29 protein-coding genes are annotated in these 25338 nt (G+C 61.7%); 7 read left to right on the top strand and 22 right to left on the bottom strand.

Annotation, left to right across the window (positions count from 1 at the left end; genetic code table 11):
- Positions 1-309: 309 nt before the first annotated feature.
- The 15 genes from AC0L3A_RS02280 to AC0L3A_RS02210 all read right to left on the bottom strand — a co-directional run bounded on the left by AC0L3A_RS02280 (position 310) and on the right by AC0L3A_RS02210 (position 14546).
- A complete protein-coding gene (locus tag AC0L3A_RS02280; RefSeq protein WP_007591810.1) occupies positions 310-678 on the bottom strand; it encodes a hypothetical protein in 369 nt (122 codons plus the stop codon).
- A 443-nt stretch (positions 679-1121) separates the two neighbouring features.
- Entirely contained in the window at positions 1122-1814 is a 693-nt protein-coding gene (locus AC0L3A_RS02275) for a helix-turn-helix domain-containing protein (RefSeq protein WP_354163370.1), read from the bottom strand.
- A gap of 802 nt (positions 1815-2616) precedes the next feature.
- Complete coding sequence (locus AC0L3A_RS02270) at positions 2617-3063, bottom strand: hypothetical protein (protein WP_473253534.1); 447 nt, start codon at positions 3061-3063, stop codon at positions 2617-2619.
- Positions 3064-3146: 83 nt separating this feature from the next.
- Complete coding sequence (locus tag AC0L3A_RS02265) at positions 3147-4127, bottom strand: sulfatase-like hydrolase/transferase (protein ID WP_473253533.1); 981 nt, start codon at positions 4125-4127, stop codon at positions 3147-3149.
- A gap of 233 nt (positions 4128-4360) precedes the next feature.
- A complete protein-coding gene (locus AC0L3A_RS02260) occupies positions 4361-4651 on the bottom strand; it encodes a hypothetical protein (protein WP_007591816.1) in 291 nt (96 codons plus the stop codon).
- 270 nt (positions 4652-4921) lie between these two features.
- Entirely contained in the window at positions 4922-6592 is a 1671-nt protein-coding gene (locus AC0L3A_RS02255; protein WP_473253540.1) for an arylsulfatase, read from the bottom strand.
- Between the two features lie 114 nt (positions 6593-6706).
- The gene (locus tag AC0L3A_RS02250) at positions 6707-7702 is read right to left on the bottom strand and encodes a formylglycine-generating enzyme family protein (RefSeq protein ID WP_473253532.1); all 996 of its coding nucleotides are present in this window, start codon (positions 7700-7702) and stop codon (positions 6707-6709) included.
- A gap of 421 nt (positions 7703-8123) precedes the next feature.
- Entirely contained in the window at positions 8124-8285 is a 162-nt protein-coding gene (locus AC0L3A_RS02245; RefSeq protein WP_198288334.1) for a hypothetical protein, read from the bottom strand.
- 718 nt (positions 8286-9003) lie between these two features.
- Entirely contained in the window at positions 9004-9549 is a 546-nt protein-coding gene (locus AC0L3A_RS02240) for a cupin domain-containing protein (protein WP_219685721.1), read from the bottom strand.
- Between the two features lie 165 nt (positions 9550-9714).
- On the bottom strand, positions 9715-10419 hold the full coding sequence (locus AC0L3A_RS02235; protein ID WP_219683546.1) for a hypothetical protein: 705 nt from the start codon (positions 10417-10419) through the stop codon (positions 9715-9717).
- Between the two features lie 281 nt (positions 10420-10700).
- Entirely contained in the window at positions 10701-10850 is a 150-nt protein-coding gene (locus AC0L3A_RS02230; protein ID WP_007591825.1) for a hypothetical protein, read from the bottom strand.
- 209 nt (positions 10851-11059) lie between these two features.
- Positions 11060-11881, bottom strand: a complete 822-nt coding sequence (locus tag AC0L3A_RS02225) for a tetratricopeptide repeat protein (RefSeq protein ID WP_473253530.1) — start codon at positions 11879-11881, stop codon at positions 11060-11062.
- 32 nt (positions 11882-11913) lie between these two features.
- A complete protein-coding gene (locus AC0L3A_RS02220; protein ID WP_473253529.1) occupies positions 11914-12597 on the bottom strand; it encodes a substrate-binding domain-containing protein in 684 nt (227 codons plus the stop codon).
- A gap of 18 nt (positions 12598-12615) precedes the next feature.
- Positions 12616-13317 carry a GrlR family regulatory protein gene (locus AC0L3A_RS02215; protein ID WP_473253528.1) on the bottom strand — a complete coding sequence of 234 codons (702 nt, stop codon included), beginning with the start codon at positions 13315-13317 and terminating at the stop codon, positions 12616-12618.
- 194 nt (positions 13318-13511) lie between these two features.
- The gene (locus AC0L3A_RS02210) at positions 13512-14546 is read right to left on the bottom strand and encodes a glutamine synthetase beta-grasp domain-containing protein (RefSeq protein ID WP_007591833.1); all 1035 of its coding nucleotides are present in this window, start codon (positions 14544-14546) and stop codon (positions 13512-13514) included.
- A 538-nt stretch (positions 14547-15084) separates the two neighbouring features.
- On the opposite strand from AC0L3A_RS02210, the gene AC0L3A_RS02205 reads away from it, so the two are divergent.
- The 7 genes from AC0L3A_RS02205 (at position 15085) to AC0L3A_RS02175 (ending at position 18693) form a co-directional block, all read left to right on the top strand.
- Positions 15085-15288 carry a DUF2735 domain-containing protein gene (locus AC0L3A_RS02205; RefSeq protein ID WP_007591835.1) on the top strand — a complete coding sequence of 68 codons (204 nt, stop codon included), beginning with the start codon at positions 15085-15087 and terminating at the stop codon, positions 15286-15288.
- A gap of 168 nt (positions 15289-15456) precedes the next feature.
- Positions 15457-16200, top strand: a complete 744-nt coding sequence (locus AC0L3A_RS02200; protein ID WP_473253527.1) for a tyrosine-protein phosphatase — start codon at positions 15457-15459, stop codon at positions 16198-16200.
- Between the two features lie 39 nt (positions 16201-16239).
- Complete coding sequence (locus AC0L3A_RS02195; protein ID WP_473253539.1) at positions 16240-16920, top strand: SDR family oxidoreductase; 681 nt, start codon at positions 16240-16242, stop codon at positions 16918-16920.
- A 53-nt stretch (positions 16921-16973) separates the two neighbouring features.
- Complete coding sequence (locus AC0L3A_RS02190; protein WP_473253526.1) at positions 16974-17171, top strand: hypothetical protein; 198 nt, start codon at positions 16974-16976, stop codon at positions 17169-17171.
- Positions 17168-17422, top strand: coding sequence for a ParE family toxin-like protein (locus AC0L3A_RS02185; RefSeq protein WP_007591841.1), 255 nt, complete (start codon positions 17168-17170; stop codon positions 17420-17422). The genes AC0L3A_RS02190 and AC0L3A_RS02185 overlap by 4 nt, the downstream gene beginning before the upstream one ends.
- 183 nt (positions 17423-17605) lie before the next feature.
- On the top strand, positions 17606-18292 hold the full coding sequence (locus AC0L3A_RS02180) for a DUF2161 domain-containing phosphodiesterase (protein WP_473253525.1): 687 nt from the start codon (positions 17606-17608) through the stop codon (positions 18290-18292).
- 95 nt (positions 18293-18387) lie between these two features.
- The gene (locus AC0L3A_RS02175) at positions 18388-18693 is read left to right on the top strand and encodes a hypothetical protein (protein WP_007591844.1); all 306 of its coding nucleotides are present in this window, start codon (positions 18388-18390) and stop codon (positions 18691-18693) included.
- Between the two features lie 81 nt (positions 18694-18774).
- Here AC0L3A_RS02175 and AC0L3A_RS02170 read toward each other — a convergent pair whose 3' ends face one another.
- The 7 genes from AC0L3A_RS02170 to AC0L3A_RS02140 all read right to left on the bottom strand — a co-directional run bounded on the left by AC0L3A_RS02170 (position 18775) and on the right by AC0L3A_RS02140 (position 25323).
- Positions 18775-19404, bottom strand: coding sequence for a GNAT family N-acetyltransferase (locus AC0L3A_RS02170; protein ID WP_007591845.1), 630 nt, complete (start codon positions 19402-19404; stop codon positions 18775-18777).
- Positions 19405-19554: 150 nt separating this feature from the next.
- On the bottom strand, positions 19555-19956 hold the full coding sequence (locus AC0L3A_RS02165; protein WP_007591846.1) for a PaaI family thioesterase: 402 nt from the start codon (positions 19954-19956) through the stop codon (positions 19555-19557).
- Positions 19957-20127: 171 nt separating this feature from the next.
- Positions 20128-21330 carry a kynureninase gene (gene kynU, locus AC0L3A_RS02160; protein WP_473253524.1) on the bottom strand — a complete coding sequence of 401 codons (1203 nt, stop codon included), beginning with the start codon at positions 21328-21330 and terminating at the stop codon, positions 20128-20130.
- Positions 21331-21338: 8 nt separating this feature from the next.
- The gene (gene kynA, locus AC0L3A_RS02155) at positions 21339-22178 is read right to left on the bottom strand and encodes a tryptophan 2,3-dioxygenase (RefSeq protein ID WP_007591854.1); all 840 of its coding nucleotides are present in this window, start codon (positions 22176-22178) and stop codon (positions 21339-21341) included.
- 33 nt (positions 22179-22211) lie between these two features.
- Positions 22212-23021 (bottom strand): alpha/beta hydrolase, encoded by an 810-nt coding sequence (locus AC0L3A_RS02150; RefSeq protein ID WP_007591860.1) that lies wholly within the window; start codon positions 23019-23021, stop codon positions 22212-22214.
- A 244-nt stretch (positions 23022-23265) separates the two neighbouring features.
- Positions 23266-24543, bottom strand: a complete 1278-nt coding sequence (locus AC0L3A_RS02145; RefSeq protein WP_007591861.1) for an ArgE/DapE family deacylase — start codon at positions 24541-24543, stop codon at positions 23266-23268.
- Between the two features lie 54 nt (positions 24544-24597).
- A complete protein-coding gene (locus tag AC0L3A_RS02140) occupies positions 24598-25323 on the bottom strand; it encodes a pyridoxamine 5'-phosphate oxidase family protein (RefSeq protein WP_007591862.1) in 726 nt (241 codons plus the stop codon).
- Positions 25324-25338: the final 15 nt, after the last annotated feature.

Genomic DNA, 25338 nt, shown 5'->3' with positions numbered 1-25338 from the left:
GAGGCCGGATACATTGATGCAAGACCGCATCTGCCAGGTTGACGAAACCTCTTGCAACGCGCGGCCGGACCATACATTGGGGTCAAAAGCTTCGGTCGAGCGCTCGGGTGCAAAACTTCCGGTCCGCCTTGAGAACCGACATGACGAGCCGCCCCTCGGACGGCGGCGATGGGCCAGAAGCAGTCATCAGCTCCCGCAGACTGACGCCTGCCTGGCTCCACGCTGTCGCCCACTCAGGACGAGTGCCACCCTCAGGCATGAATCAGACGGCCCTGTGGGGCCGTCTGATTCAGCCTTAGAGCGGATGACCTATTGGCAGAGATGCCGCAGACCGTCAGCACCCTTGAAATAGGTGCCGGGCTTACAGACGATGCCGTTGCGGGCAGCATACGCATTCCAGTTGCCGTGCCAGCCCATCTCGCCGGACATGGCGTAGGAATTGCCCCAGCTGCCGACGGTAGCGTCGGCCGCCGCCGGCTGGCGATACGCCGTTCGCCGAGTTGATTGCCGATATCGATAACCTCCGGTGGGAGTACTCCCGGTTCCTAAACCCGTGCAGCTGGCGAATTCAGCTTGGCATTCGTCCGGATTGGAGAGGGCCGCCTGCGCCAGTGCAGCAGAGCTGGACAGGGCGGATGCCGCAACAACGACCGCGCCAAGAACTTTCAGATTTATCATGGCTTCCTCCTTGCGCTTGAACCGTGGCCCAATGCCACGTCTCGTAGTAGTCGGTCGGCCTTTGCGAGCCTGTGCTACTTCGGCAAAACTCGCACCGCCAAGATTGGGACTGCCTTGGGTCAAAATGCGAAGAACTCAACTTTGAGCAAATCCAATCGGCTTCAATTCATCTTCTCACGCAGCTTCCGGATGATTTCGCGAAGGTCATTCGCGTACTCCTCAACGATCCGGCGCGCCTCCTCCAAGCGCGTTGGTTTGGGCTCGGGCTTATCGGATCCGGACGGCTTGTTCATCACAGAGCCTTGAACCTGGATCGCGGCAATCCATTGAGCTAAATCAATGGGCTCATCGCTTTAGCTCCTCTCAGTAAATAGTCGCGGTCATCGGTGTGGAGGGACTGTGTATCTCTCATCGTCGCCAGCACGGCCCGTCGCATTTTGGTATCAGGGTTGTGCCGGTCCTTGCGGATCGAAATCGGCAAGCCGCCGCCTGTCGTTTAACATGATCTCTCGCTGATCGTGGTCTAGGAACGTAAGGACGCCCGCTTTACGCAAGCTAGATAGCGCGCGAGAAACCGTTTCGAGCGTCAAGCCGAGATAGTCCGCAATGTCGAGACGAGTCATGGGGAGCGACATCTTGTCTGCTCCCGTGCGGAAATCCATCTCAAGTAAGAAGGCGGCGACCCTTTCTACCGCGGTCTTGCGGCCCAGAAGCAGCATATGGTTTTCTGCGTGCTCCAGGTTGCGGGTGATCATGCTGAGTAGGTTGTGCGAGACGACCGCGTCTTTTGCGGCTACCAATTGAAGGCTTTCTCGCTTAATCAGGCGCACGACGGTTTCGACGACCGCCTCTGCGGTAAATCGATGCTCATCGCCGTTTTCAAGCCCGAAGATATCGCCCACTAAGTGAAAGGCGCCGATTTGACGCCGACCGTCCGAGAGCAACTTGTAACTTCGCACCGCACCATGCTTGACTTGATAGACATACACAGCGGGCTCTTTTTCGCCGAAGATTTCAGTGCCTTTTCGGTATGTAAACTCACCGAGGCCGATAATTCGGTTGAATGCACTCGTCAAACCGAATTCATCGAGCGTATTGGGCTGAGGTCGTCGATCCGTTGGGATACGCACAAACATGGCCAGTTCCCCTTCCGCATCAATTCTTTTTCCGTATCAATTCTTTGAATAAACCTCTCTCGCCCGCTGGTCGTTCGACGAGCGACCATATTCATTGGATATCCCTCAGGTCATTGTACCAAGGTACAATGTCAGGTTGCTGGCGCCACCGCCGGGCGAATGGCGTAACCACTGCGTTATGGATCAATTGCGAGAGTTACCCCTCGGGCAATGACTTCCGGTCTAATTCCGCCTCCTGACGTCTGCTGCGCCGCGCAAACTGAAGCAATGGGCCACGAGCGGATGCAGCGTTGAATCCCTAAAGTCCGAAGCACTCCACACCGGGGTCTGATCCTACTGCTCGCAGGCCATGATCAGCTCAGTGCTACTTTCAGAGCGCGCCCGGTTGAGCAGGTGGACTGGGCCAATCCGATCGTAGGTTGTTTGGGTTATTTCGATCGAACAAGTCCTGCCTTACAAGGCCGCTTGGGCGATCATCAATTGCGGGTGGAATTCGGCGAGTGTCGTGAATTGGGGCGCCCCCGAATCCGGGCCGTGCGATGCAAGCAACCGGATAGCCCGCGTATTGGCAACAGACTACGTCACTCGCCCTTCCAGGGCTTCCAGCGAACCCAATTATTAGCAATGCCGACAGCGCGATTGATCGTTTCATATCGGTCTCCTGTGGCGGAACCTACTCCCCCTATAGAACAGCGACATCGGATCAGGGCGGCGGAAAAGCCCCACGGCGTTATGTTGGCGGCACCCAATATTGCTCAAGAATGTCCGCAACGGTCAGAAGCGGACAAACCGCCGAGCCAGTTTAACCGCCGCTACGAAATTGCGTGATGTTCGGCGGTGGTGGATTTGGATGTTTCTTGAGGGTCGCTAAATACTCTTCGACAGTTTTGAGCGCAGGACCCGATACCCAGCCAAACATTGCCGCGACGATGAGGTCCTCGTGCGGATCCATTTCAATGTTGTAAATCTTCGGGTAGCCGGCCATCGGCGCACTCGCGGAGAACATGCCGGGCTGCCGCTGTGGTCCGATGCCGGTCGGATGGACGTCCGTGAAGTAGATACGCCACTGTTTCCAGCGCGCGGCGACGAGATCTCCACCGATAAAGCTCAAGAGGCTTTCGCGAGGCGCTGTCGCCGTGTTGCCCAACAGGAGATCGGCTTGATTGATCCCGTCGATCTGGCGGTCTGTTGGCATCTTGGCACCGACGATGTGGGCAAAGGTCGGCAGGAAATCCATGATCGAGAACATGGCGTATGTGGTTGTGTTTGCCTTGACTTTGCCGGGCCACCGGATGATCCCCGCCGTCCGTATTGCTCCTTCAGTGACTTCGCCTAACTCTCCGCGAAACGGACCTGAATTACCCATATCAGGCGTTCCCTGGTTGCCGTGTTCTCGCGCGGTCTGGCCCTGGGGCCATTGTCCGAGGCAAAGACAACGATTGTGTTGTCGTCAATGCCGAGTTGCTTCAGCGTATCTAGGATTTGTCCGACGTGATAGTCTCCCTCCATCAACTTGTCGCCGTAGTTGCCGATCCGTGATTTTCCTTTGAACTGTTGAGAAGGCAAGTTTGGAAAGTGCCCCATTGAAAAAGGAAGATAGAGAAAAAAGGGCTGTCCCGATGCTCTCTGGCGCCTCATAAAATCGATTGATCTGTCCACGAACTCATCGTCGATGTTGGCGCGGACGTCCTCGGTAAATGGCTTGACCGCCTGTAGCGGGCCTCCGGCCTTCGCCTCAACGATCTGCGGCCCAGTCTTCAGCAGTGTCTCGTACGGCTCATTGATTGAGTGCGTGAGCGCGATTGTAGCCGGGTATGTTGCTGCATCCCAGCTAATGTCCGGCGGGATACCGTAGAACTCATCAAAGCCGTGCGCGGTCGGCAGACTTTGAGGCGCACTTCCAAGGTGCCATTTCCCGAAGATCGCAGTCGCATAACCAACGCTCTTGAACATCTCGCCCATGGTGAAGGCATTAGCGGGAAGCGTATAGGGGCTACCCTCAATAGCGATCAGCGACAGACCATTTCGGATCGAATATTGCCCAGTCATCAGCGCTGCACGGGAGGGGGTACACGCCGGTTCCACCAGGAACTGTGTGAGGCGCAATCCGTCTCGAGCCATTGCATCGAGATGCGGCGTCGATGCCCCACGCAACTCGCCGCCGCCATAGCACCCAAGGTCGCCGTAACCGACATTATCGGCGAGAATGAAAACAATGTTGGGCTTATTGTTTTGCTGCGCAAAGGCTGTCGCCGAACCCATCAACGCAAGCAGCACCACCGCCGAGGCGAAGTGCTTGACCGAGTTTTGCATGCGAAACTCCGGAAGATGCTGCGTAACCATTCTAGAGAAAGCCTAATCTCGAAGCTATCCGAAATCCGCGCCAAGGTCCGCATTGCGGCGGTAAGACGCCAACCTGGATCGGCGTCCGGCTTGCCTCTGACAGCCGATATGACACATGTTCAACCGGCCTTCGGCCAGGAGCCCAGAAGCTGACATCGATTGCTTATCTCGCATGGCCACCAGGGGCAGATGAAGTGCGTCGCTTACAGCAGCGGTTCGACCTTCGCCGCCATGTCGGGAGAGCGGGTGACCCGATATGTTGCGTTGCTGCACTTCAGGATCCAGACGGCCCGATCCGGACGCGAGCGTTTTGCATCCCTTGAGGCACCGAGCGGTTTGTCACAGGTGAAACCTTGCAAGCGAATCTGCGCTGCCAGCATCGACCGCGGCGTTTCGGCTGCAACCCGCGGTGCTGTTGCCTGTTGCGCCTGCACCAACGGGCTGAAAATTAGAGCTGCGGTAGCCAGCAGTATTGACCCAAGCGGTCTGTACATGACGGCAATCCTTATTGCGGTTCTCTCGAACGCGGCAGAGCAAGTGCATCATCGGCTTGTCAGCGTCGCGTTGACGGATTGGATCGTCCGATAGTCTTGGGGTAGCAAAGGGTAGAAAAATTGGAGTAGTAGCCTTGGGGCGTCAGCAGCCTTGGGGATCATCGGAGTTGAAGGGACGGCACCCGACGCTGACACAATTGTGCTTGCAACGGGCGGCTTTTTTCAAGACCGCCCGCTTAGACATCATCAAGGCATACTATCCCGCCTCGTTCACTCGCTCTGATGGCCGGACTTCTTCATTTCAGCAAGGATACCATCGAGGTTGTAAGTTTCCGGCGCCTGCATCGGAGGGAAGTCCTTGTAAGAGAATAGCTCCTTTTCCCAGAGAAGTTGGCCGAGGGGCAGGATATTCCAGTCATACAGGTAGGCGGTGCTCGGCGAGCCGATCGAACCGGCATAGCCCAGCAACGATTTGGCATCGGAGCCGACCGTCTGCTCGAATGGGTCACGCTTGATGTTGGCGACCTGCGTCCAATGGAAGCTCTGCGCTCCGAACAACCCGCCGGTCCCGGTGTCCGGCACCATCGTGTAGTACATCTTCCAGTTCTTGTAGCGTACCGCCGATGGCTGCGCGCCGGTGTAGTAGAAGAAGACCTCGCGCGCGGATTTATCCGTGCCTTCGAGATAGGCGCGCTGATCGACGCCGTCGAGCGTTGTCTTGACGATGCCGGGGTAGCTTCCAGCCTCGATCTGCTTCTTCAAAGCGTCGCCCTTCGGCCCGCCGGCGATGTCGACCAACGTCGGCAGCCAGTCGAGTGCCGACATCATCTCGCTCTTGACCGTGCCCGGCTTGATGTGGCCCGGCCAGCGAACGACCATCGGGGCACGCATGCCGCCTTCCCAGGTGGTCAGCTTGCCGCCCTTGAAAAGGGTGGTGCCGCCGTCAGGAAAAGTGATGTTCTCGGCGCCGTTGTCTGTCGTGAAGACGATGATGGTATTGTCAAGCTGGCCCATGTCTTCGAGTTTCTTGAGGACATAGCCGATATTGTCGTCCATCTGCTTCATGCCGGCCTCGTTGAGGCCCCAGTCCTTGCCACCCGGCTCGCCAATCATCGCCTCGTATTTCGGCGGCAGCACGGTCGTGATGTGCATGCGCGCCGGGTTGTACCAGACGAAGAACGGCTTGTTGGTCTTCTTGGGATCGTTGCGATCAAGATAGTCGATGACCTTGGCTGAGATTTCTTCGTCCACGCTTCGTGAACGGTCGAGCGTCAAGGGACCTTCGTCCTTGCAGGTCTGGTTTGCTTGTGAGCCGTCCGACGACTTGCACGCAAGCACCGGCCGCGGCGGCGTCAGGCACGTCGTTGTTCGAGGATCCACGGCGCCGGGGACCTCGGTAAGGCCCGGGACCGGGGTTGCCTTGCACGGCGGCGCAATGCCTTGCACGGTCGGGCTCTTGTTGATGTCCGGGAAACTCACCCCCTGCATCGCGTCGAGGTGATACAGGTACCCCCAGAACTCCTGGAAACCATGGGCGGTTGGTAGCGCCTCGGGATTGTCACCAAGATGATTCTTGCCGAACTCGCCAGTGTTGTAACCGAGGTCGAGCAAGAACTTGGCAACGGCGGGCGTACCGGGCCGCAGCCACGACGGGCTGCCGGGCAATTGCGGAGGAATCATGCCGGTGCGCAGCGGGTGCATGCCGGTGAAAAACGCGTTGCGGCCGGCGGTGCAGCTCTGCTCCGCATAATAGGTCATGAAGAGCGCGCCCTCGTTTCCGATGCGGTCGATGTTCGGTGTCTCTCCGACCATCAAACCGCGATGGTAGATGCTGGGCTGCATGATGCCGATATCGTCGCCCATGATGAAGAGGATATTGGGCTTTTGCGCCGGCTGGGCAGCCACAGGAGTGCTGATCAATCCCGACGACGGTATCATCATCGTCGCACCCAGCAGCGCTGCGCTGGACCGCTTGAGCCAGCTTTGCTTCTTGCGTGGCGTTGCGACCAAAAGCTTGTCATCAAATACGCAATTCAACATGGCATCGCTCTCCCATTAAGATGCGTCAGAGGCTCCTCGCCTGATGCACCGAAATCCAAGATGACTTGTGGAGGTATCGACCGGCTCCGCATGCCGCGCAGCCGGCCGGTAGCGTCGGCAGTAATTCGGCGCGCACAAATGCGAGCCGCCTTTGATGACCTTGCGTGGGATCTTGACGTTGGTGGTTCTCGGGTCGTAGCTATCAGCCTCGCGGCCGCCGCGCGGGTTCTCGGGAATGCAGCAGGCCTTTGCAGCGTCGGCTTGATGCCGAGGCGAGTACCAGTCCGACGTCCACTCCCAGACATTGCCGATCAGATCGTGCAGCCCGTACCCGTTCGGCGGGAATGCCGTGACCGGCGATGTCCGTTCGAATCCGTCGTCTCTGGTGTTTTGGCGCGGAAATTCGCCCTGCCAGGTGTTGGCCATATGACGGCCGTCAGGCGTAAATTCATCTCCCCATGCGAACTCGGCGCCGTCCAGTCCGCCGCGCGCCGCAAATTCCCATTCGGCCTCGGTCGGCAAATCCTTGCCGGCCCATCTTGCGTAGGCGAGCGCATCGCTGAAGGCCACATGCACGACGGGATGATCGTCGAGCCCCTGGATTTTGCTCCCCGGTCCGTAGGGATGCCGCCAGTCCGCACCTTTGGCGAAGGTCCACCACTGGCTGAAGTCCCGCAGGCTGACCGGATGGTCAGGCGGCGAGAACACCAGAGAGCCCGCATAGACCATGTGCGGGAGCATTCCGGGATAGTCCTTTGGATCGGGCGTGATCTCGGCAACGGTGACGTGGCCGGTAGCCCCGACGAACGCCTTGAACTGCCGGTTCGTGACGGAATGGCAATCCATCCAGAAGGCATCCACGGCGACGCGGTGGACCGGCGCTTCCTCCGGATAGTGCCGATCCGAACCCATGCGGAACGTGCCGCCCGGCACATACAGCATCCCCTCACCTGCTGGATGCTCGAACGATTGTCCGTCGTCCGACGACGATTTCGTGTCAGCCAGGTGCATCACGATCTCCGGGCCCCTACATCAGCGGCCTGCGTTGCTTCATTTGTGACTCTGTTTATTTGCGACGCTGTTTCGCTCGATATGCATTTTCCGGTACTGGGTCCTTTGACCGAGGCTGAGGCGTAGGGAAACCGGAACGACACACTTCAGGGTTGATCTAGATCAAAGGATGTCCGACTCGGATCATTCGAGTCGAATTGGTCGCGTCTCCGCCACGTCCGGTCTGGCCTCAACCACCGACTTGCCGGACGCTATCGCCAGCTTCGCCTTCGGGCCAACCGCGTCAGCAGCATTGACTCAGTTGCCGTCTGCGAATTGGTGACGGGGTGAGCAACAAGCGTTATGTGATTTGTGTCGCAGAAGGGTTATCCGGGATTTGGCGTTCTGGTCGAGTGGACGGTGCCATGGAAAACCTGACGCATTATCCTGTTCTGGTGTTCGCGGTGGCCTTTGTTTCGCGCCGCTGTCGGCGGTGCCGGTGGCGTTCGGTGATGACTTCGGCGATGATCTCGCCGTCGCGCTCGACATAGCCTCCGAGATCCGCGAAGGCCGAATTGCCGCCCAGCAGCTTGCCGTCATGCATGCACATGATGCTGCGGTCGAAGGCATCGTTGCCCCTCCTCACGGTTTGGGAGCGGACATGATCAGCTCGCTTTAGCGAGCTGGCTCATGGCCAACAGGCGACATCGCAGGCTTAGCGCTGACATGAAAGAGGCCGCCAGTTGGAGCGGCCTCAACTTGTTCTGTCGCGCCAACTTCGCCATCAGCGAACGGTGCCGCTCACTCTGTCGTACGATTGAGCGCTGCACCATTGAGAAGTGGCATTTAGATCCCAAGCCCACTTCTTTCCGGCTGCCTGGCAAGCTTCGAAAGTGGCCCACTTGGGAGGCCAAGGCTCACCTGGATTCCATACCGGCGCTATCTGTGGTTTCTGGATCTTTTGAGTATCGCGGGCATTCGCCGGCGCCACCGACAAGATCGCGACAACAATACCCATGGACAAAAGTGCCGAGACTTTCACTGCCATGTCCTCCTAGATTTCCGGGACAGCAAACGCTATCCCAAGAGGCATGATAGCACATTTTCAACCAAGGGGATTCCGGACGTCGTTCTTCTTCGGGTCAAAGGCGGCGGTCGGCCGCCGAGTGGGACGACTTCCGCTCTACCTTTCGCTTCGGACACGTCGCCGCCGTGTGCCAGCCATCGCGATGGGCCACAAGCGATCACCGGCGAAAAGGAACGGCCGCCTCGACTCTGCGGCGGCCGCCTCCATTCTTGGCTGTCAGTCAGGCGGATGTGCCTCACATCTTGACGATCTCGGTGCGATATTTCGGCAGCAGGGCCGCGATCAGTTTTCCCTTCTCGGCCATCTCTTCCGGGGTCGGCTTCGGCGGCGGCGATGTGCGGCCTTCGACGGGGAAACCGACCGCCAGAAAGAATTCATCCTGTCCTGCCGGCGTACACATGCAGAGCATGCGAGCCGTCTTGCCGGACAGGTTCTTAAACGCGTGCGGGGCGTTCGCCGGAACGTTGACGGTCGATCCCGCGCGTACGGTGTGCGACTTTCCGCGAAAAGTGAACTCGAGTTCGCCTTCGAGCAGCGAGAACATTTCCTCGAAGTCATGGCGATGCGGCGGGGGGCCACCGCCGGCGGGCACCAGCATATCGACCAGGCAATAGCGTCCCGCGGTCTGCGCGCCCGACACCAGGATCGTGTAAGTGCCGCCCGCCACCGAGATATGCGGCACGCCGGCGCCGTCAGGATCGGCTACCGTCAGACAGCGACCAGGATCGTCGGCGGGGATCGAGGAAGCAGACGGAGCATTCGCAGGAGAGGTGTCGGTCATCTCGACCTCGTTTCCATGATTTTGAGGAGAGGCACCTTACCATCACAAGCGGTGTCTTTTTCGAGGCCGGATGTCCGCTCCGGGTCAACAGCCGACATCGCCGCGAGTTGGACGTCAGGCCTGCTTTACCCTCGAGCGGACATCCCAGATCTCTAAGTAACCGCCCTACGCTCGCCGCATCAGTTTAAGCGAGGCCGCCAGCCGCAGGCTGCGCTTGCCGGCCAGCGCGATGCCTTCGAGCTCACCGCTGTCCGCCGTGCAGGTTCCGGAGAAGCCGATGCCGACCTCGTAGCCGCCGAACACGGGGTTCTCGCCTTTCGCCGGCGTATGCTCCTGGTTGAGCATCTCGCCCTTCCAGCGGCCGTCGGCCGAGGAATAGGAGCCGAGATAGTAGAAGAACGCATCGCCGCCCAAGATGCGGCCGTCGATCAGCAGCATGACGCCGGAGAGCCCGGCGTCGACGCCGTCGAGCGCGCGCAGATGGATCGCATAGAGCCCGTTCACGACCCCGCCCGGACCGATCGTCCCCTGCGGCGGCAATCCCTCGTCATCGAGCCGCGTGAGATTGGCCCAGAAACCAGCGCCCGGCATCGTATCCGCGCTGCCCGCAAGACGGATCTGGTTGCCGACGAGCCGGCCGCGCGCGCCGATCACGGCGACATCAGCCCCCATCAGCGGCTTGTAGTTGGGATCGTCGTTATGCCGTTCGGTGATGACTTCGGCGATGATCTCGCCGTCGCGCTCGACATAGCTCCCGAGATGCGCGAAGGCCGAATTACCGCCCAGCAGCTTGCCGTCATGCATGCACATGATGCTGCGGCCGAAGGCATCGTTGACGCCGTATTCAACCTTGTAGAGCCCGTCCAGCAACGCAATTGACCCGGAAATATCAGAAGGAAAGCACGCGCTACCTAGCACCGCCGTCGCACCAAGGCCATCGGGCTTTTTCGCGCAGGGCCATTCGCGGAGCCACACCTGCCATGATGCCATCATGCGCCTGTTTTGCCCGACGGCGCAATCGATTTCGGCGTTTCCGCAGATGGCGATTTCACACCATTTGCAGGCCTGTGATTTCAACCACTTGGCTACTGTGCATGGGGTTGTTTTTCGCCTTTTTTGTTTGGCCGGTGGTGAACGGCCTTCCTCAGGCGCTAGTGACGCTTGAAATACTGCACCTCGCGCTCATGCTTCTCGGCCGCCGCGCGGCTCCTGAACGTGCCGAGGTTGCGGCGCTTGCCGGTCTTGGGATTCACTTTGCGCGAATACAGCCGATATTCGCCGGATGCGAGCTTGCGGATCATGGTTGCGCCTCCTGCTTGTCGAGGATTCAACGGACCGTGTCCGGGCTGGTTCCTGACGCATTCGAACCCGTCGACACAAGCACGCGACAAAGCGGGCATGGAGCAGTCACGGCCATCGGCGGCGGACGAAACATGATCCGGAAAGGTGCGCAGCGGTTTTCCGGAAAGATCATGCTCGCAAATAACTCTAAAGCGCGTTCACCGCGCTTTTAGAAGCACAGCGTGGTGACGAGCTTGCCCTGCTTGTCCTTGATCGCATAGGGACAGCGCAGCCGCTCCAACGCCTGCTTGGCATCCTCGTCGCCGAGCGCCGCGGCGCGCTCGTAATAGGATTTCGCGGCGTCCTTGTCCTTTGGCCCGCCGCGGCCCTCCTGTGCGAAGGCCCCCATCCGCTCCAGCGCGCCGGGATGGTTTTGCGCCGCCGCCTTCTCGAACAGCGCGCGTGCCGCGGCGTCGTCCTTCGCCCCGCCCGTGCCTTCGGAGAGCATCATGCCGAGCTGGTACTGCGCCTCCGCGTTGGTCTCGGCGGCCTTGCCGAGCAATGCGCGCGCCTGTGCGGGATCGGCCGGCGTGGCACCGCCGGTGCCGCCGAGCGCGGCGAGATTGCTGATGCCGCGGGGATTGCCGGCCTGCGCCGCCTTCTCGAACAATTTGCGCGCCTGCGCTTCATCCCTGGCGACGCCGGAGCCGGTGCCGTAGGCCACACCGAGCTCGACCATCGCCGCACTCGATCCCTTGTCGGCGGCCTTGCGCCAGGCAGCCATCGCGTCCGCCGTCTGCCGGTTGGCCGCATAGGCGCGGCCGAGCGCGAACATCGCGCGCCGCGACGAGGGCGCAGCCTGCTTGCAGAACTTGATGGCGGTCGCAACGTCGGCGGCCGCAATCTCCGTCACGCCCCTCATATCGGCTGGCTTGTCGGGATCACTGGGATCGGCGGCGACGCGGTCGCACAGGACGAGATCGGCCGATTGCGCATGCGCAGATAACGGCGCCGCAAGCGTGAAAAGGATGGCAACGAGGAAAATCCGCATGGACGCCAGGTTGCGTCGTCGTCCCGGCAAATTCAAGGCTCGAGTCCCGATCGGCGCAGCACGGGGACGACCTCGGGCGACGCCAGATAGCGCAGAAGCCGATCCGCGGCGTCGGCGTGCTCGGCGTTTGTCATCCGGCCAGCGGAGAACACGGCCGGCGTTTGCAGATCGTGCGGAATCGGGCCGACCACCTCGATGCCCTCGACCTGCTTCAGCTCGCTGATCTGCTGCACGGCGAGGTCAGCCTCGCCGCTCACGAGCCGCTCTGCGGTAAAGCCCTGCTCGACGATGGTGGTCTTGGCGTTGATCTCTGCCGCGATCCCCATCTGCGCGATCAACCGAGCGAAATAGACCCCGCTCGCACCCAGCCGCGAATAGGCCAGGGACCGCGCCGCGAGCAGCGTGTTGCGCAGTGCGGTTTCCGTGGCGATGTCGGGATGTGCTTGCCCTGCCCGCACCGCGATGCCGACGAAGGAACGCGCGAGATCGGCCGCGTTCCCTGAGACGACGCGGCCCTCGCCGATCATCTCGTCGAGCCCCTCGCGGGTAAGGATCACGAGATCGGCGGCCTCGCCGTCGCGCAGTCGTTTGAGCAGCGCCAGAGTCGGCGCGAAATCGGCATCGATGTGGACGCCGGTCGCGGTCTCGTATGCGGAGGACAGGCTGCGCATCGCGCCCATCAGGCCGAGCGTCGAAAGCACGCGAATTTTTTCCATCAGCGATTCCCGTGGCGATCAGGCGCGATGCATCAGCTTGAGCGCGGCGGTCAGGCGCAGGCTGCGCTTGCCGGCAAGCGCCGTTGCCTCCAGCACCGCCTGCTCGACGTCATAACTGCCGGAGAAGCCGATGCCGACCTCGTGGCCGCCGAAGATCGGATCGTCCTTAGCCGGCGTGTGCTCCTGGTTGAGGATCTGGCCCTTCCAGCGCCCGTTGGCGGCGGTGTAGCTGCCGAGATAATAGAACGATGCATCGCCGCCGAGGATGCGGCCCTTGTTGAGCAGCATCACGCCGGTGAGACCGCCGTCGACGCCGTCGAGCATGCGCAGATGCACCGAGTAGAGCCCGTCAGCGATGCCGGCCTCGCCGACGCCGCCGGCGATCGGCATCTCGTCTTCGGTGATGGGTGTCATCAACGACTGAAAGGGTACGCCGGGCAGCTCCTTGAGCTCGCCCTTGCAGCGATAGAGATCGCCGTCGGCCCAGCCCTTGGCAAGCAGGGTCGCATCGTCAGTGCCGGCCATGGCGCGATAGTTCGGATCGGGGTTGTGGCGGACGGTGTTGATCACGATGTCGACCCCGGCTTCGGTCTTGGCGTAGGTGCCGATATGGGCGAAGGCCGAATTGCCGCCGAGCATCTTGCCGTTGCCGGCATGCATCACGCTCCGGCCAACGGCGTCGCCGAGCTGAAATCTCACCTTGTAGAAGCCTTCAAACACCAGCCGTCCCTGGCCCTGCGCGCATCCAGACGCACTCTATCCCGCTTTCGGCGGCGATGGACAAGTTTCGCGCCATGAGGTCCGAGGGGTCTCCGCACCGGCTGTCATCAGAATGAAAAATCCGCCGAAGCCTTTCGGCTTCGGCGGATCGAAGTCCAACCCGGGCCAGCCCCCCAGCCCGGGCCGGGAGGATCTTAGGCGGCGGCCTTCTTGTCGGCCGGCACGGAGGCGATCGTCTTCAGGATCTGCGAAGCGATCTGGTATGGGTCGCCCTGCGAATTCGGACGACGGTCTTCCAGATAGCCCTTGTAACCGTTGTTGACGAAGGAGTGCGGCACGCGGATCGAAGCACCGCGATCGGCAATGCCGTAGCTGAACTTGTTCCAGGGCGCGGTCTCGTGCTTGCCGGTCAGACGCTTGTCGTTGTCCGGGCCGTAGACGGCGATGTGGTCCATCAGGTTCTTGTCGAAGGCCGCCATCAGCGCCTCGAAGTACTCCTTGCCGCCGACCGTACGCATGTACTCGGTCGAGAAGTTGGCGTGCATGCCGGAGCCGTTCCAGTCGGTGTCGCCGAGCGGCTTGCAGTGGAACTCGATGTCGATGCCGTACTTCTCGGTCAGGCGCAGCATCAGGTAGCGGGCCATCCACATTTCGTCAGCGGCCTTCTTGGAGCCTTTGCCGAAGATCTGGAATTCCCACTGGCCCTTCGCGACTTCCGCGTTGATGCCTTCATGGTTGATGCCGGCAGCCAGGCAGAGGTCGAGATGCTCTTCGACGATCTTGCGGGCGACGTCGCCGACGTTCGAGAAGCCGACGCCGGTGTAGTACGGACCCTGCGGGGCCGGATAGCCGGAGGCCGGGAAGCCGAGCGGACGGCCGTCCTTGTAGAAGAAGTATTCCTGCTCGAAGCCGAACCAGGCGCCGGAATCGTCGAGGATGGTGGCGCGCTTGTTGGTCGAGTGCGGGGTCTTGCCGTCGGGCATCATGACTTCGCACATCACGAGCACGCCGTTGGTGCGGGCGCCATCCGGGAACACCGCGACCGGCTTCAGCACGCAATCGGAGCTGTGGCCTTCAGCCTGCTGGGTGGAGGAGCCATCGAAGCCCCAGAGCGGAAGCTGCTCGAGCGTCGGGAACGACGCGAATTCCTTGATCTGAGTTTTGCCGCGCAAGTTCGGAGTCGGCGTATATCCGTCGAGCCAGATGTACTCGAGCTTATACTTGGTCATTGAGCCTCTCTGTAGATGATGCGAAAGGTGGGGGCCGCAGGCCCCCGCACGATTGTTTACCCGGCCAACATCGGCCGACCCTTTCCAAGCATTTAACGTGCCAAAAGGCCGCAGCGCGGGAGGTTTTCCACCGCGGCCGGCCTCCTCTCCATCCCGGCGGATCGGCGAGTGAGCCGTGCGTCATAGCGGCGCACCTTTGCGTGAAGCTGCACCGCAAAAACCCTGCGGAAAACGCCCGATTCTGGAGCAGGCAGGCCCGGGCCTGAGGTTGCCGACTAAACGCGCATCAACGTCCGGCAATATTCGCCAAGTCTGCGCCCGCCGCCCGCAACCTTCGCAACGGCCCACGCGTTAGCCACCCGACCGCTGCCTTAGAGGAAGCAGAATGCAGTCTGCCTACAAAATAGGCCAAGGCTGATTTCCTTTTCAGCACTTTGCATTTCGGAATGCACGGCCGATATGGGGATTCCAGTAACCACAAGCCAACGAGTCGGGCGCACCATGGAGGCCCAGCGCTGCGATCTCGGGAGATACCGCAATGATGAACAATGGACTGAGTCACGGATCTGCACAGATCTACCAATTCCCTGTCGGGGGCCGCTCGGCTCTCGGGGGGCGCCGCAACGGTGAGACCCGCCTTCCCGCCAACCACGCCTCGCTCCCCGTGAACGAGACGATTTGCAGCGGCAGCTGGTACCATCAGGAAGCAGTCGATGAAGCCAAGCCGAAATGGGATCGCTGATGCCTGCGTTCGGTTCAGTACCGCCGCGCTCTCTCAAGCGTCCGGCGTCAGATTGAAAAAGGGTCGAAACAACGAAGTTTCGGCCCTTTTTGATTCCGGACTTGATTACAGGATCATGTGGTCCCACAGCCGTCACCGACCGTTTCAGATGCCTGACAAGACACCTCCATGAAAGACTCCCCTGCCCGCCATCTCGCCCTGCAGGGCGCCAGTAATTTTCGCGACCTCGGCGGCTATCCGACCGCAGATGGCCGTACCACGCGCTGGCGGCACATCTTCCGCTCCAACCATCTCGGCCAGCTCACTGCCGCCGATGTCGAGATCGTCCGCGCGCTCGGCGTGCGCAGCGCCTTCGATTTTCGCGGCGTCGAGGAGCGCGCGGCGGGTGTCTGCGTGGTCAACGAGATCGCCGTGCATTCACTGCCGATCGAGCCGACGGTCGTGGCTGCGCTGCGCGCCGAGCTCGCCAGGGGCAGGCTGACCGCGCCGGTCGCGCTCGAACTCATGCGCGAATCCTATCGCAACTATGTCCGCCACAACACGGCCAGTTTTCGCAAGCTGTTCGGGCATCTCCTGGAGGACCGCGCGCCGCTCGTCATTCACTGCACCGCCGGCAAGGACCGCACCGGCTTTGCCAGCGCGCTGATCCTTCATGCGCTCGGCGTAGCCGACCACGTCATTGCCGAGGACTACCTCTTGACCAACCTGCACTACAAGCGCGACGCGTCAAACGTCTCCGATCTTCCTGCCGACGTTCTCGACGCGATCGGCACCGTCGAGGCCTCGTATCTTGCCGCTGCTTTCGAGGCCGTCGGTCGCGAGTATGGCGATCTCGAAACCTACTTGCGCGACGGTCTCAAGCTCGGCACAGCGGAGCGGACCGCGCTGAAGGCGCGCTATCTGCAATCATAAACGGGCGTAAACTTATACGGTCGTGCCGGGAGAACGATGATGCAAGGCAAGGTTCTGATCGTAACCGGAGCACTCGGCGCACTTGGAAAAGTCGTCGCCGAGACCGCGCTGGCACGCGGCGCGCGCGTGGCCGGCATCGACCATGCACCATCGCAAATCTCCGCGACGCCTGAGCGCATCGAGATCGGCGGCGTCGATCTGTCCGACGTAGCACAAGCAAAGACGGCGGTCGAGGCGGCGGCAAAACACTTTGGCAAGCTCGATGGGCTGATCAACATCGCCGGCGGATTCGCCTTCGAGACCGTCGGCGACGGCGACATCAAGACATGGCAGCGCATGCATGCGCTCAACTTGCTGACGGCGCTCAACGCCTCGCACGCGGCGCTGCCGCATCTGGCCGCGTCCAAGGCCGGCCGCATCGTCAATATCGGCGCCATGGGCGCGCTTCAGGCCGGCTCCGGCATGGGCCCCTACGCAGCGTCGAAAGCCGGCGTCCATCGCCTCACCGAGGCGTTGGCGAGCGAGTGGAAAGGCAAGGTGACCGTGAACGCAGTGCTGCCTTCGATCATCGATACCAAGGCCAACCGCGCCGACATGCCGAAGGCCGACTTTGCCAAATGGGTGACACCGCAGGAGCTCGCCGAAGTCATCCTGTTCCTCGCCAGCGATGCCGCCAGCGGCGTCACCGGCGCGCTGATCCCGGTCGGCGGGCGGGTGTAGCGTTGGTGGCCACGCATCTTTTCCCGGGCCCATCGGGCTGCTATATTTGAACAATGACAACTGAAGATATCGAACGAGCGATCGAACGGCTTACGCCTGACGAATTGGTGCGGTTTCGCGCCTGGTTCGAGCAGTTCGATGCACGACGCTTCGATCATGTCCTGGAGCAGGACATCAAGGCGGGTAAGCTCGATCAATTTGCCGAGGAAGCGCTGAGCGATTATCGCGCCGCCCAAACGCGCGACTTGTGAAGCACACCGCTTCCACGAGATTCTGGAAGGCTTATGAGGCCTTGCCCGTCAATGTTCGGCGGCTCGCCGATGCCAATTTCAAGCTGCTGAAGAACGACCCCACTCATCCTTCGCTTCAGTTCAAACGGGTCGGTCGATTTTGGTCCGCCAGAGTCGGCCTACGTTACCGCGCCCTGGCTATCGAATCTGACGGCGCCTGCGTTTGGTTCTGGATCGGCTCGCACGCAGACTACGATCGTCTCATAGGCTAAAGGCGTCAATCCGGCACCAACAGCGGGAGATTGCCTCTGAAACGGATGCTCTGCTTGCCGGCGAGTGCGATGCCCCCGCCCAGGTCGTCTGTTCCCCGTCAAATGGCTCAGAGCCCTAAGTCCGTTCCGGGCTAAAGTGCCGAGACTGATTCTCCGATCGGACGTGACACTCGGAAGCTTCCTTTGGAAACCACGCTCTATTTGCCCGTAAAACGCTTCCTCGAAGAGCTCGGCTTCACGGTCAAGGGCGAAATCGGCGGCTGCGATCTCGTGGGCCTTAGCGCCGGCGATCCGCCGGTGGTGGTGATTGGCGAGCTCAAGCTGACCTTCAATCTCGAGCTGATCCTTCAGGCCGTTGATCGTGCACCGGCCGGCGACGAGGTCTGGATTGCCGCAAAGATGTCAGTGCGCGGCAAGGGACGCGAGACCGACGCACGCTACCGCAATCTCTGTCGCCGCCTCGGCTTCGGCATGCTCGGGGTGACCGACAGGGGCCAGGTCGAGGTGCTGGTGAAACCGCCGACGGCAGCGCCACGCCGCGAGCCGAAGGTCCGTTCCCGCTTGGTCGCAGAGCATCAGCGCCGCCAAGGCGATCCGGTGCTGGGCGGCAGCACGCGCGCGCCGATCATGACGGCCTATCGGCAGCAGGCGTTGGCCTGCGCCTCGGAGCTTGCAGCAGGCCCGCGGAAGGTGAGCGAATTGCGCCACCGCTGTCCCGATGCCGGCAAGATCATGCTTAACAATGTGTATGGCTGGTTCGAACGCACCGAGCGGGGAATCTACGGGCTGACGGAAGCGGGCCACGCGGCGCTGAAACGCTGGCCACAGCAGCGGGTTGCGGATGTTGCCGGTGTCGCGTCACCACCCTGACACCCAACCGGTGCATAGCTGAGATGCCGCACCGATTTCATATTGCAATGCAACATAGACGGCACTAGGTATCCCGGCATCGAAACGAGGCCGTTATGAACGCAGACTGGAATACCAAATATGGCACGCGGCGCGTGCGCCACGATCCGCCGACCCTGGACGAGGCGATCTTCGCTGCCGTCGGCATCACCGATGATCAGGAGCAGCAGGCCGAGATCGCCGCAGCCCTGATGGGTATGCCGCTCGATGTCGTCCAGGCCGAGGTCAAGAAACAGGTTCGCACCAACAGCCGCATCACCTCGACGCGCGTGATCGCCGGCGAACAGGGCGCGCAGCGCTCGGTGGTGGTCGAACGCCGTGTCGTGCGCCGCTTCGGCAACGACAAGCGCACCGGCACCTGAGCGCTTAGTTCCCTTATATCCAATACAAAAGCGGACCGGTTTTGCCGGTCCGCTTTTTTGATTCCAGTCGGCTTTTTCAGGTCAGGCGGCGCGATTACCGTAGATGCTGGAAATGATCTTCCAGCAGGTCGAGTTGAAGCTGATCAGAGCGCGGCCGGCTGTGAATGGCGAGGCCGCAAGATCAGCGAGCTCGTCCTCAGGCGCCTTGGCGAGATCGATCGTACCGGTCGATTCGCCGTGACGGAATTGCAGATGCGCCCCAAACTTCCTGGCGAGCGCGCGCATCGCGTGATTCTCGGCGCCGGTGGTAATGCGCAGGCGCTTGTAGCCTTTCCAGCGCGCTTCCGCGATCAGGCGGCTGAACAGCACAGTGCCGACGTTCTGGCGCCGCGCCGAGGCTTCGACGCTGAAGGCGACCTCGGGCAACGAATCGCCCTCGGGCGGATGCAGCTCGGCCGCCCCGCGGACCACGCCATCCACGATATAGGCGACGATCACGGTGCCGTCCTCGGCACAGCGGGCTGCGTAACGCTCGATAAAACTGTCGTCGAGAAAACCGTTGAAGCGATCGTGCCGGCTTTCGGCATCGAGCCTCAGCAGATGATCGCGCAAAAGCGGCAATTCTTCCTGCTGGCTCAAGGTGCGCACGTAGCCCTGAACGGACTTCGGGCGGCTGGTTACTTCAAGTCCAAAATCTGCTGCGAGTGACAAGTCAAAACTCCTCTTGGTGTCCCTCGAGGAGGCGTTCGAATCCCTAGGCCTCCAATATTGTGCATCGCAACAAACTTTTCAAGACGGGAACCTGCCCAAGTTTCGGGCATTGGAGGCGACTAATTCGTTAATAAAATCAAGCCCCCGTATTCATACGAGGACCAGTTGGGTCTGCGTCACCACCGCGACCAGCTTGCCGTCCTCGGTCTCCAGCCGGGTGGTCCAAACCTGGGTGCGCCGGCCTCTGTGGATTGGGGTGGCGGTCGCGACCACCGTGGTTCCCTCCTTGGCCCCGCCGATGAAATTGGTCTTGCTCTCGAGCGTGGTCGTGCCCTTTGCGTCCTCCGGCAGATTGATCACGGTGGCCGCCGCGCCGACGGAATCGGCCAGCGCCATCACCGCGCCGCCGTGAATGGTGTGATGAAGCGTGCAGAGATCGGGCCTGACCGTCATCCGCGCCACCACGCGATCTTTCCCGGCCTCGACGAACTCGACGCCCTTGAGTTCGGCAAACGGCATCTTCATCGCTTTAAGTTTTTCGAGCGGCGTCATCGGATCTCCTCCCAAATCATTCTGCTCACAGGGTGAATTGCTCTGCGCGACAAAGCAATGACGTCCGAGGTCATCAGTGCGAGCGCAGCGAAGCAATTCGAGAATCTTTCCGCTGATATATTTCTGGATTGCTTCGCCGCGCTCGCAATGACGGGAGACAGCCGTCGTATCTCACGTCACCGCATTCACCACCTGATACTCCGGCCGCCGCCAAATCTCGCCCGCGATCACCTCCTCGATGAACTCGGCTGCCCGCAGGATCTCGCTCTCGCCGATATAGAGCGGTGTGATGCCAAACCTCATGATGTCAGGCGCGCGGAAATCGCCGATGACGCCACTGGCGATGAGGGCCTGCATCGCGGCGTAGCCGCCGTCGAAAGCGAAGGAGACCTGAGAGCCGCGGCGCTCACGGGTGCGCGGCGTAACAAGCTTCAAGGACGGACAGCGGCGCTCGACCTCTGCAATCAGGAGATCGCCGAGCGCCAACGAACGCGCCCGGACCTCCGCGATATCGACGCGGTCCCAAATGTCGAGCGAGGCCTCCAGCGCCGCCATTGCCAGCACCGGCGGTGTTCCGACGCGCATGCGCTCGACACCGCCGGCGGCCGCATAGGCAAGCTCGAACGCGAACGGCTTTGCGTGTCCCATCCACCCCGACAAAGCGGCGCGCACGCTGTCGGCGTGGCGCGGCGCGACGTAGAGGAAGGCCGGCGCGCCGGGGCCGGCGTTGATGTATTTGTAGGTGCATCCGGCGGCGAAATCAGCGCCGGTGCCTGCAAGGTCAACCGGCAGCGCCCCGGCCGAATGCGCGAGGTCCCACACCGTGACGATGCCGAGCGCATGCGCTCTCGCAGTCAGCTTCGCCATATCGTGGCGTCGTCCGGTGCGGTAATCGACCTCGGTGATATAGAGCACCGCGATCTCCTCCGACAACGAAGACTCGATCTCCTCCGGCGCCACCAGGCGCAATTGATGGCCACGTCCAAGCGTCGCGATCAGGCCTTCAGCCATGTAGAGGTCGGTCGGAAAGTTGCCGGTGTCCGACAGAACGATTTTGCGCGATGCGTTCATGTCCAGCGCGGCGGCGAGCGCCTGATAGACCTTGAGCGACAGCGTATCTCCGACCATGACAGAGCCGGCTTCCGCACCGATCAGTCGCGCGATGCGGTCGCCGACATGGCGCGGCTGGGCATACCAGCCCGCCGTATTCCACGCGCGGATCAACTCATCGCCCCACTCGGCGATGATGACGCGGCTGACGCGCTCGGCAACGCCAAGCGGCAACGCCCCGAGCGAATTGCCGTCGAGATAGATCACACCGTCGGGCATATGGAACAGCGCTTTGGTGTCGTCGTAAACGCGAAGCTTGGTCATGAAAATCTCTACAGGATCGTGCGCACGCGCCAGAGCTCGGGAAACAGCTCGACCTCCAGCATGCGCTTGAGGTAGCTCACGCCGCCGGTGCCGCCGGTGCCGCGCTTGAAGCCGATGACGCGCTCGACCGTCGTCACATGGTTGAAGCGCCAGCGCCGGAAATAATCCTCGAAATCAACCAGCTTTTCGGCCAGCTCGTAGAGCATCCAGTGCGTTTCCGGCGCTTCGTAGACGATACGCCAGGCCTGCAGCACACCTTCGTTGAAGCTATGGGTCTCGCGAACATCGCGCGCCAGCACCGCCGCGGGCATCTTGAGCCCGTTGCGGTCGGCGAGCCGCAGCACCTCGTCATAGAGGCTCGGCGTCGCGAGCTCGGCTTCGAGCAGCTGCGTGGTTCCCAGATCGTGCGCGTGCGGCTTGAGCATGGCGTGGTTGCGGTTGCCGAGCAGGAATTCGATCAACCGGTATTGCCGCGACTGGAAGCCTGAGGACTGGCCAAGCTGCGAGCGGAAGCGCGTATACTCGCTGGGCGTCATGGTGCGCAGCACGTCCCAGGCGCCGTTGAGCTGCTCGAAGATACGCGACATCCGTGCCAGCATCTTCATCGCAGGCTGCACCTCATCCTTCGCGATCGAACGGCGTGCGGCGCTGAGCTCGTGGATGGCGAGCCGCATCCACAGTTCGGTGGTCTGATGCTGGATGATGAACAGCATCTCGTCATGCGCTTCCGACAGCGGATGCTGCGCGCCGAGGATCGCGTCCAGCGCCAGATAGCTGCCATAGGACATGCGCCGTGCGAAATCGGTCTCGGCGCCTTCGCTTGCGGGATCGTATTGGCTGGACGTCATGGCAGGCCCTTTCGATCGATCTTTGAGGCCTGGTCAGTCGAGGCCGATCAGGCGCGCGGTAATTGGCGACGACGGATCCTTGAGAGCGTCGATCACGGTGAAATGGTTCAGTCCGGGATCGACGACAAGACGCGTCGGCACGTCGAATCCAGTCCAGACATTGGCCATCAGATCGGACTGGCGGATGAATTCGGGCCGCTCGTTGCCGCCGACCCAGGCGGTCACGGGCGAAGGCCCGCGCGGTAGATGCAGCGCGGCGCTTTCCAGCGTCGCCTCCTCCATCGTCATGCGCAGGGTGTCGTTCATCCTGGTCTTGAGCAGCGGACGCAGATCATGCAGGCCGCTGATGGACAGCGTCCCAGCGATGCGGTTGAAGACGGCGGGATCGAGCCGGCTATCATCGCACAGCATGCGCGTGACGAGATGACCGCCCGCGGAATGGCCGGCGAGCCGGATCGGCCCCGCGACCAGCGCGGCCGCCTTGGCGATCGCTGCGGTGATTTCCGCCGTAATGTCGGAGATGCGCGCGGCCGGCGTCAGCGTGTAGCTTGGCATTGCCACCGCCCAGCCATGATGGCGCGCGCCTTCGGCGAGATCAGTCCATGTCGATTTGTCGAAGCGCATCCAGTAGCCGCCGTGGACGAACACAACGAGGCCCTTGCTGTCGCCGTCGGGCAAGACGAGGTCGAGGCGCTGGCGCTCGCCGGAGCCATAGGCGATGTCGGCGCGAAACTCCTTCAGCCCGGCCCGATAAGCCGCCGCCCGCTCCGCCCACAGCGCCGGTATCTTGTCCGAGCCCGGGATATGGGCCGAATTGGCGTAAGCGTCATCCCAATCGCGCATCGTTGCTTCCTCGGACTCGTCCTGCGGACCGGGCGTTAGTCTGCCACCGGCGCGGGCGGCATCCTAGTCTTTATTTTAAGCTTAAAGGATTTTGGAACGCCGGTGGATTGGGCAGCGGACCGGCAGGATATTTGTTTCGTCATTGCGAGGAGCGTAGCGACGAAGCAATCCAGACTGCCCCGGCGGGGGATACTGGATTGCTTCGCTGCGCTCGCAATGACGGCCGAGAGAGCCGAGCCTGTCGCTACCCCTTCTCGACCCCGCACCAATCCGCAATGAACAGCGCCATCGCCTTGGTCGTCTTCTTCAGCGAGTCCAGATCGACATACTCATTGAAGCCGTGCATCTCGCCGCCACTCGCGCCGAAACACAGGCTCGGGATACCGTGATTGAGGCCGTAGAAGCGGGTGTCGGTGAGCGCGGTGAAGACGAGGTCTTCGATCTGGCCGCCATAAACGGTGCTGAAGGCCTTGCCGAACGCCGCCTCAGGCGCGGCGGCCTCGGTCAGCTCATAGCCTTCCGACAAAAAGCCCGACCATTCGACCTCCGGCGGATTGTTGGCGAGGAAGCGGTGGTTGCGCGCGGCAGCAGCAACGCAGGCCATGATCTCCTTCTGGTGATCGGCGATCGACCAGCCCGGCAACACGGCAATCCGGCAATCGACGTCGCACCAGGCCGGCACGCTGGAGGCCCAGTCGCCGCCCTTGATGATGCCGGGGTTGAAGTTGATGGGATGGTTCAGCGTCTTGAAGTGACGATCGGCTTTCGCGCGCTCGTTCCACTCGATCTCGAGTTTTTGCAGCGCCTGGATCAAATGATAGGCCGCCATGATTGCGTTCGCGCCGGAGCCGGCGAAGGCGACATGGGTCGGATGGCCCTTCACGCGCAGGCGGAACCAGATCACGCCAACCTGCGAGCGCACCATCTTGCCGCCGGTCGGCTCAGGAATGAAGCAAGCATCCGCACGATAGCCCCGTTGAAGCGTCGAGAGCGCGCCGACGCCGGTGCTCTCCTCCTCGATCACGGACTGGAAGTGAATCCGCGCCGTCGGCCTGAGGCCCGCGGCCTTGATCGCATCGAGCGCGGAGAGCGCTGCGATGGTGCCCGACTTCATGTCGCAGGCACCGCGACCGAACATCTTGCCGTCCTTGATGACGGGCGAGAACGGCGGGGTGTCCCACAATTCCAGCGGCCCCGCGGGCACCACGTCACAATGGCCCTGCAGGATCAGCGATTTGCCCGCCTCAGTTTTGGGCCGGTACGTGCCGACCACAGTGCGCGCCTTCGAAAAATCATGCTCGATGGGACCGAAGCCGCGCAGATCCTTGAGGTCGTCGACATTGATGTGCCAGTCGTCGACCTCGTAGCCGCGCGCGCGCAGGAGGTCGCCGATCATGTCCTGGCATGGCCCCTCCGCACCGCGGGTCGAGGGGATCGCGACGAAATCGCGTGTGGTCGCGAGCTGGGCTTCGAAGCCGGCATCGACGGCGTCAAGAATCCTCTGCTGCGTTTCGGCATTCATCAGGCAACTCCAATCGGGCATTGAGATCATCGATGGAGCGCAAGCTAGCCGATTTCAGCCGTTCGGGTACTCTGCAAAATAGGCATCCCGCAATGCATCTTCGAGCGGCCGGCCCTCCGAATAGCCATTCAGCGTCGCCGGCCTGCTCACGCCGTCGAGCAGCCGCGGGCAAGGTTCTGGCGCGCCAATCACCGTGCGCACCGGGATGCGCTCGGCATAGATCGGCAATTCATAGTCCTCCTCGTCGTCGGCGACGCCCTTGGCGCGGATCTTCGCGGAGGCTTCCTCGATTTCCATCGCGATGAAGGAGGTCGCCTTGATCTCCTGTGTGTTGCTCGCCCGCAGGCTCGCAGTGCGATCCGGGAAGAAGCGGTCGACCATCGCGATGACCGCGCGTTCTTTCTCCTCGGGATCGGTGACGAGATAGGCGGTGCCGAACGCCATCACGGCGCGGTAGTCGGCCGAGTGATTGAACCCACATCGCGCCAGCACCAGGCTGTCGAGATGGGCGACCGTCAGGCACACACGCTCGCCCCGGGTCTGGTTGCGCAGCATGCGGCTGGCGCTCGAGCCGTGCCAATACAGCTTCGTCCCTTCGCGCCAGAAAAAGGTCGGCGTGCAATAGGGTTGGCCGTCGATCGCGTAGGAGACGTGGCAGAGCATCGAGGAATCCAGGATGCGATGAACGGTGTCGTAATCGTAGAAGCCGCGATCGTGACGGCGCTTCACCTGGTTGCGCGCAGATGTCGGATAGGAATTTTGGTTCTCGGTCTGGCTCACGGCCGCTCCTGTCGG

This window comes from Bradyrhizobium sp. MI1.3, from assembly GCF_055811695.1.
The sequence above is the reverse complement of the archived record's forward strand: the minus strand, read 5'-3'. Positions and strand labels throughout refer to the sequence as shown.

What these genes read in the sequence shown, in the direction of transcription:
- AC0L3A_RS02195 (WP_473253539.1), top strand. Translation starts at nt 16,240, where the DNA reads ATGCAAGGCAAGGTTCTGATCGTAACCGGAGCACTCGGCGCACTTGGA.
- AC0L3A_RS02175 (WP_007591844.1), top strand. Translation starts at nt 18,388, where the DNA reads ATGAACGCAGACTGGAATACCAAATATGGCACGCGGCGCGTGCGCCAC.
- AC0L3A_RS02210 (WP_007591833.1), bottom strand. Translation starts at nt 14,546, where the DNA reads ATGACCAAGTATAAGCTCGAGTACATCTGGCTCGACGGATATACGCCG.
- AC0L3A_RS02245 (WP_198288334.1), bottom strand. Translation starts at nt 8,285, where the DNA reads ATGCATGACGGCAAGCTGCTGGGCGGCAATTCGGCCTTCGCGGATCTC.
- AC0L3A_RS02145 (WP_007591861.1), bottom strand. Translation starts at nt 24,543, where the DNA reads ATGAATGCCGAAACGCAGCAGAGGATTCTTGACGCCGTCGATGCCGGC.
- AC0L3A_RS02255 (WP_473253540.1), bottom strand. Translation starts at nt 6,592, where the DNA reads ATGATGATACCGTCGTCGGGATTGATCAGCACTCCTGTGGCTGCCCAG.
- AC0L3A_RS02240 (WP_219685721.1), bottom strand. Translation starts at nt 9,549, where the DNA reads ATGACCGACACCTCTCCTGCGAATGCTCCGTCTGCTTCCTCGATCCCC.
- kynA (WP_007591854.1), bottom strand. Translation starts at nt 22,178, where the DNA reads ATGACGTCCAGCCAATACGATCCCGCAAGCGAAGGCGCCGAGACCGAT.
- AC0L3A_RS02270 (WP_473253534.1), bottom strand. Translation starts at nt 3,063, where the DNA reads ATGTTCTCGATCATGGATTTCCTGCCGACCTTTGCCCACATCGTCGGT.
- AC0L3A_RS02150 (WP_007591860.1), bottom strand. Translation starts at nt 23,021, where the DNA reads ATGCGCGATTGGGATGACGCTTACGCCAATTCGGCCCATATCCCGGGC.
- AC0L3A_RS02165 (WP_007591846.1), bottom strand. Translation starts at nt 19,956, where the DNA reads ATGACGCCGCTCGAAAAACTTAAAGCGATGAAGATGCCGTTTGCCGAA.
- AC0L3A_RS02225 (WP_473253530.1), bottom strand. Translation starts at nt 11,881, where the DNA reads ATGCGGATTTTCCTCGTTGCCATCCTTTTCACGCTTGCGGCGCCGTTA.
- AC0L3A_RS02280 (WP_007591810.1), bottom strand. Translation starts at nt 678, where the DNA reads ATGATAAATCTGAAAGTTCTTGGCGCGGTCGTTGTTGCGGCATCCGCC.
- AC0L3A_RS02200 (WP_473253527.1), top strand. Translation starts at nt 15,457, where the DNA reads ATGAAAGACTCCCCTGCCCGCCATCTCGCCCTGCAGGGCGCCAGTAAT.
- kynU (WP_473253524.1), bottom strand. Translation starts at nt 21,330, where the DNA reads ATGACCAAGCTTCGCGTTTACGACGACACCAAAGCGCTGTTCCATATG.
- AC0L3A_RS02260 (WP_007591816.1), bottom strand. Translation starts at nt 4,651, where the DNA reads ATGTACAGACCGCTTGGGTCAATACTGCTGGCTACCGCAGCTCTAATT.
- AC0L3A_RS02265 (WP_473253533.1), bottom strand. Translation starts at nt 4,127, where the DNA reads ATGCAAAACTCGGTCAAGCACTTCGCCTCGGCGGTGGTGCTGCTTGCG.
- AC0L3A_RS02275 (WP_354163370.1), bottom strand. Translation starts at nt 1,814, where the DNA reads ATGTTTGTGCGTATCCCAACGGATCGACGACCTCAGCCCAATACGCTC.
- AC0L3A_RS02205 (WP_007591835.1), top strand. Translation starts at nt 15,085, where the DNA reads ATGATGAACAATGGACTGAGTCACGGATCTGCACAGATCTACCAATTC.
- AC0L3A_RS02190 (WP_473253526.1), top strand. Translation starts at nt 16,974, where the DNA reads ATGACAACTGAAGATATCGAACGAGCGATCGAACGGCTTACGCCTGAC.
- AC0L3A_RS02230 (WP_007591825.1), bottom strand. Translation starts at nt 10,850, where the DNA reads ATGATCCGCAAGCTCGCATCCGGCGAATATCGGCTGTATTCGCGCAAA.
- AC0L3A_RS02220 (WP_473253529.1), bottom strand. Translation starts at nt 12,597, where the DNA reads ATGGAAAAAATTCGCGTGCTTTCGACGCTCGGCCTGATGGGCGCGATG.
- AC0L3A_RS02250 (WP_473253532.1), bottom strand. Translation starts at nt 7,702, where the DNA reads ATGCACCTGGCTGACACGAAATCGTCGTCGGACGACGGACAATCGTTC.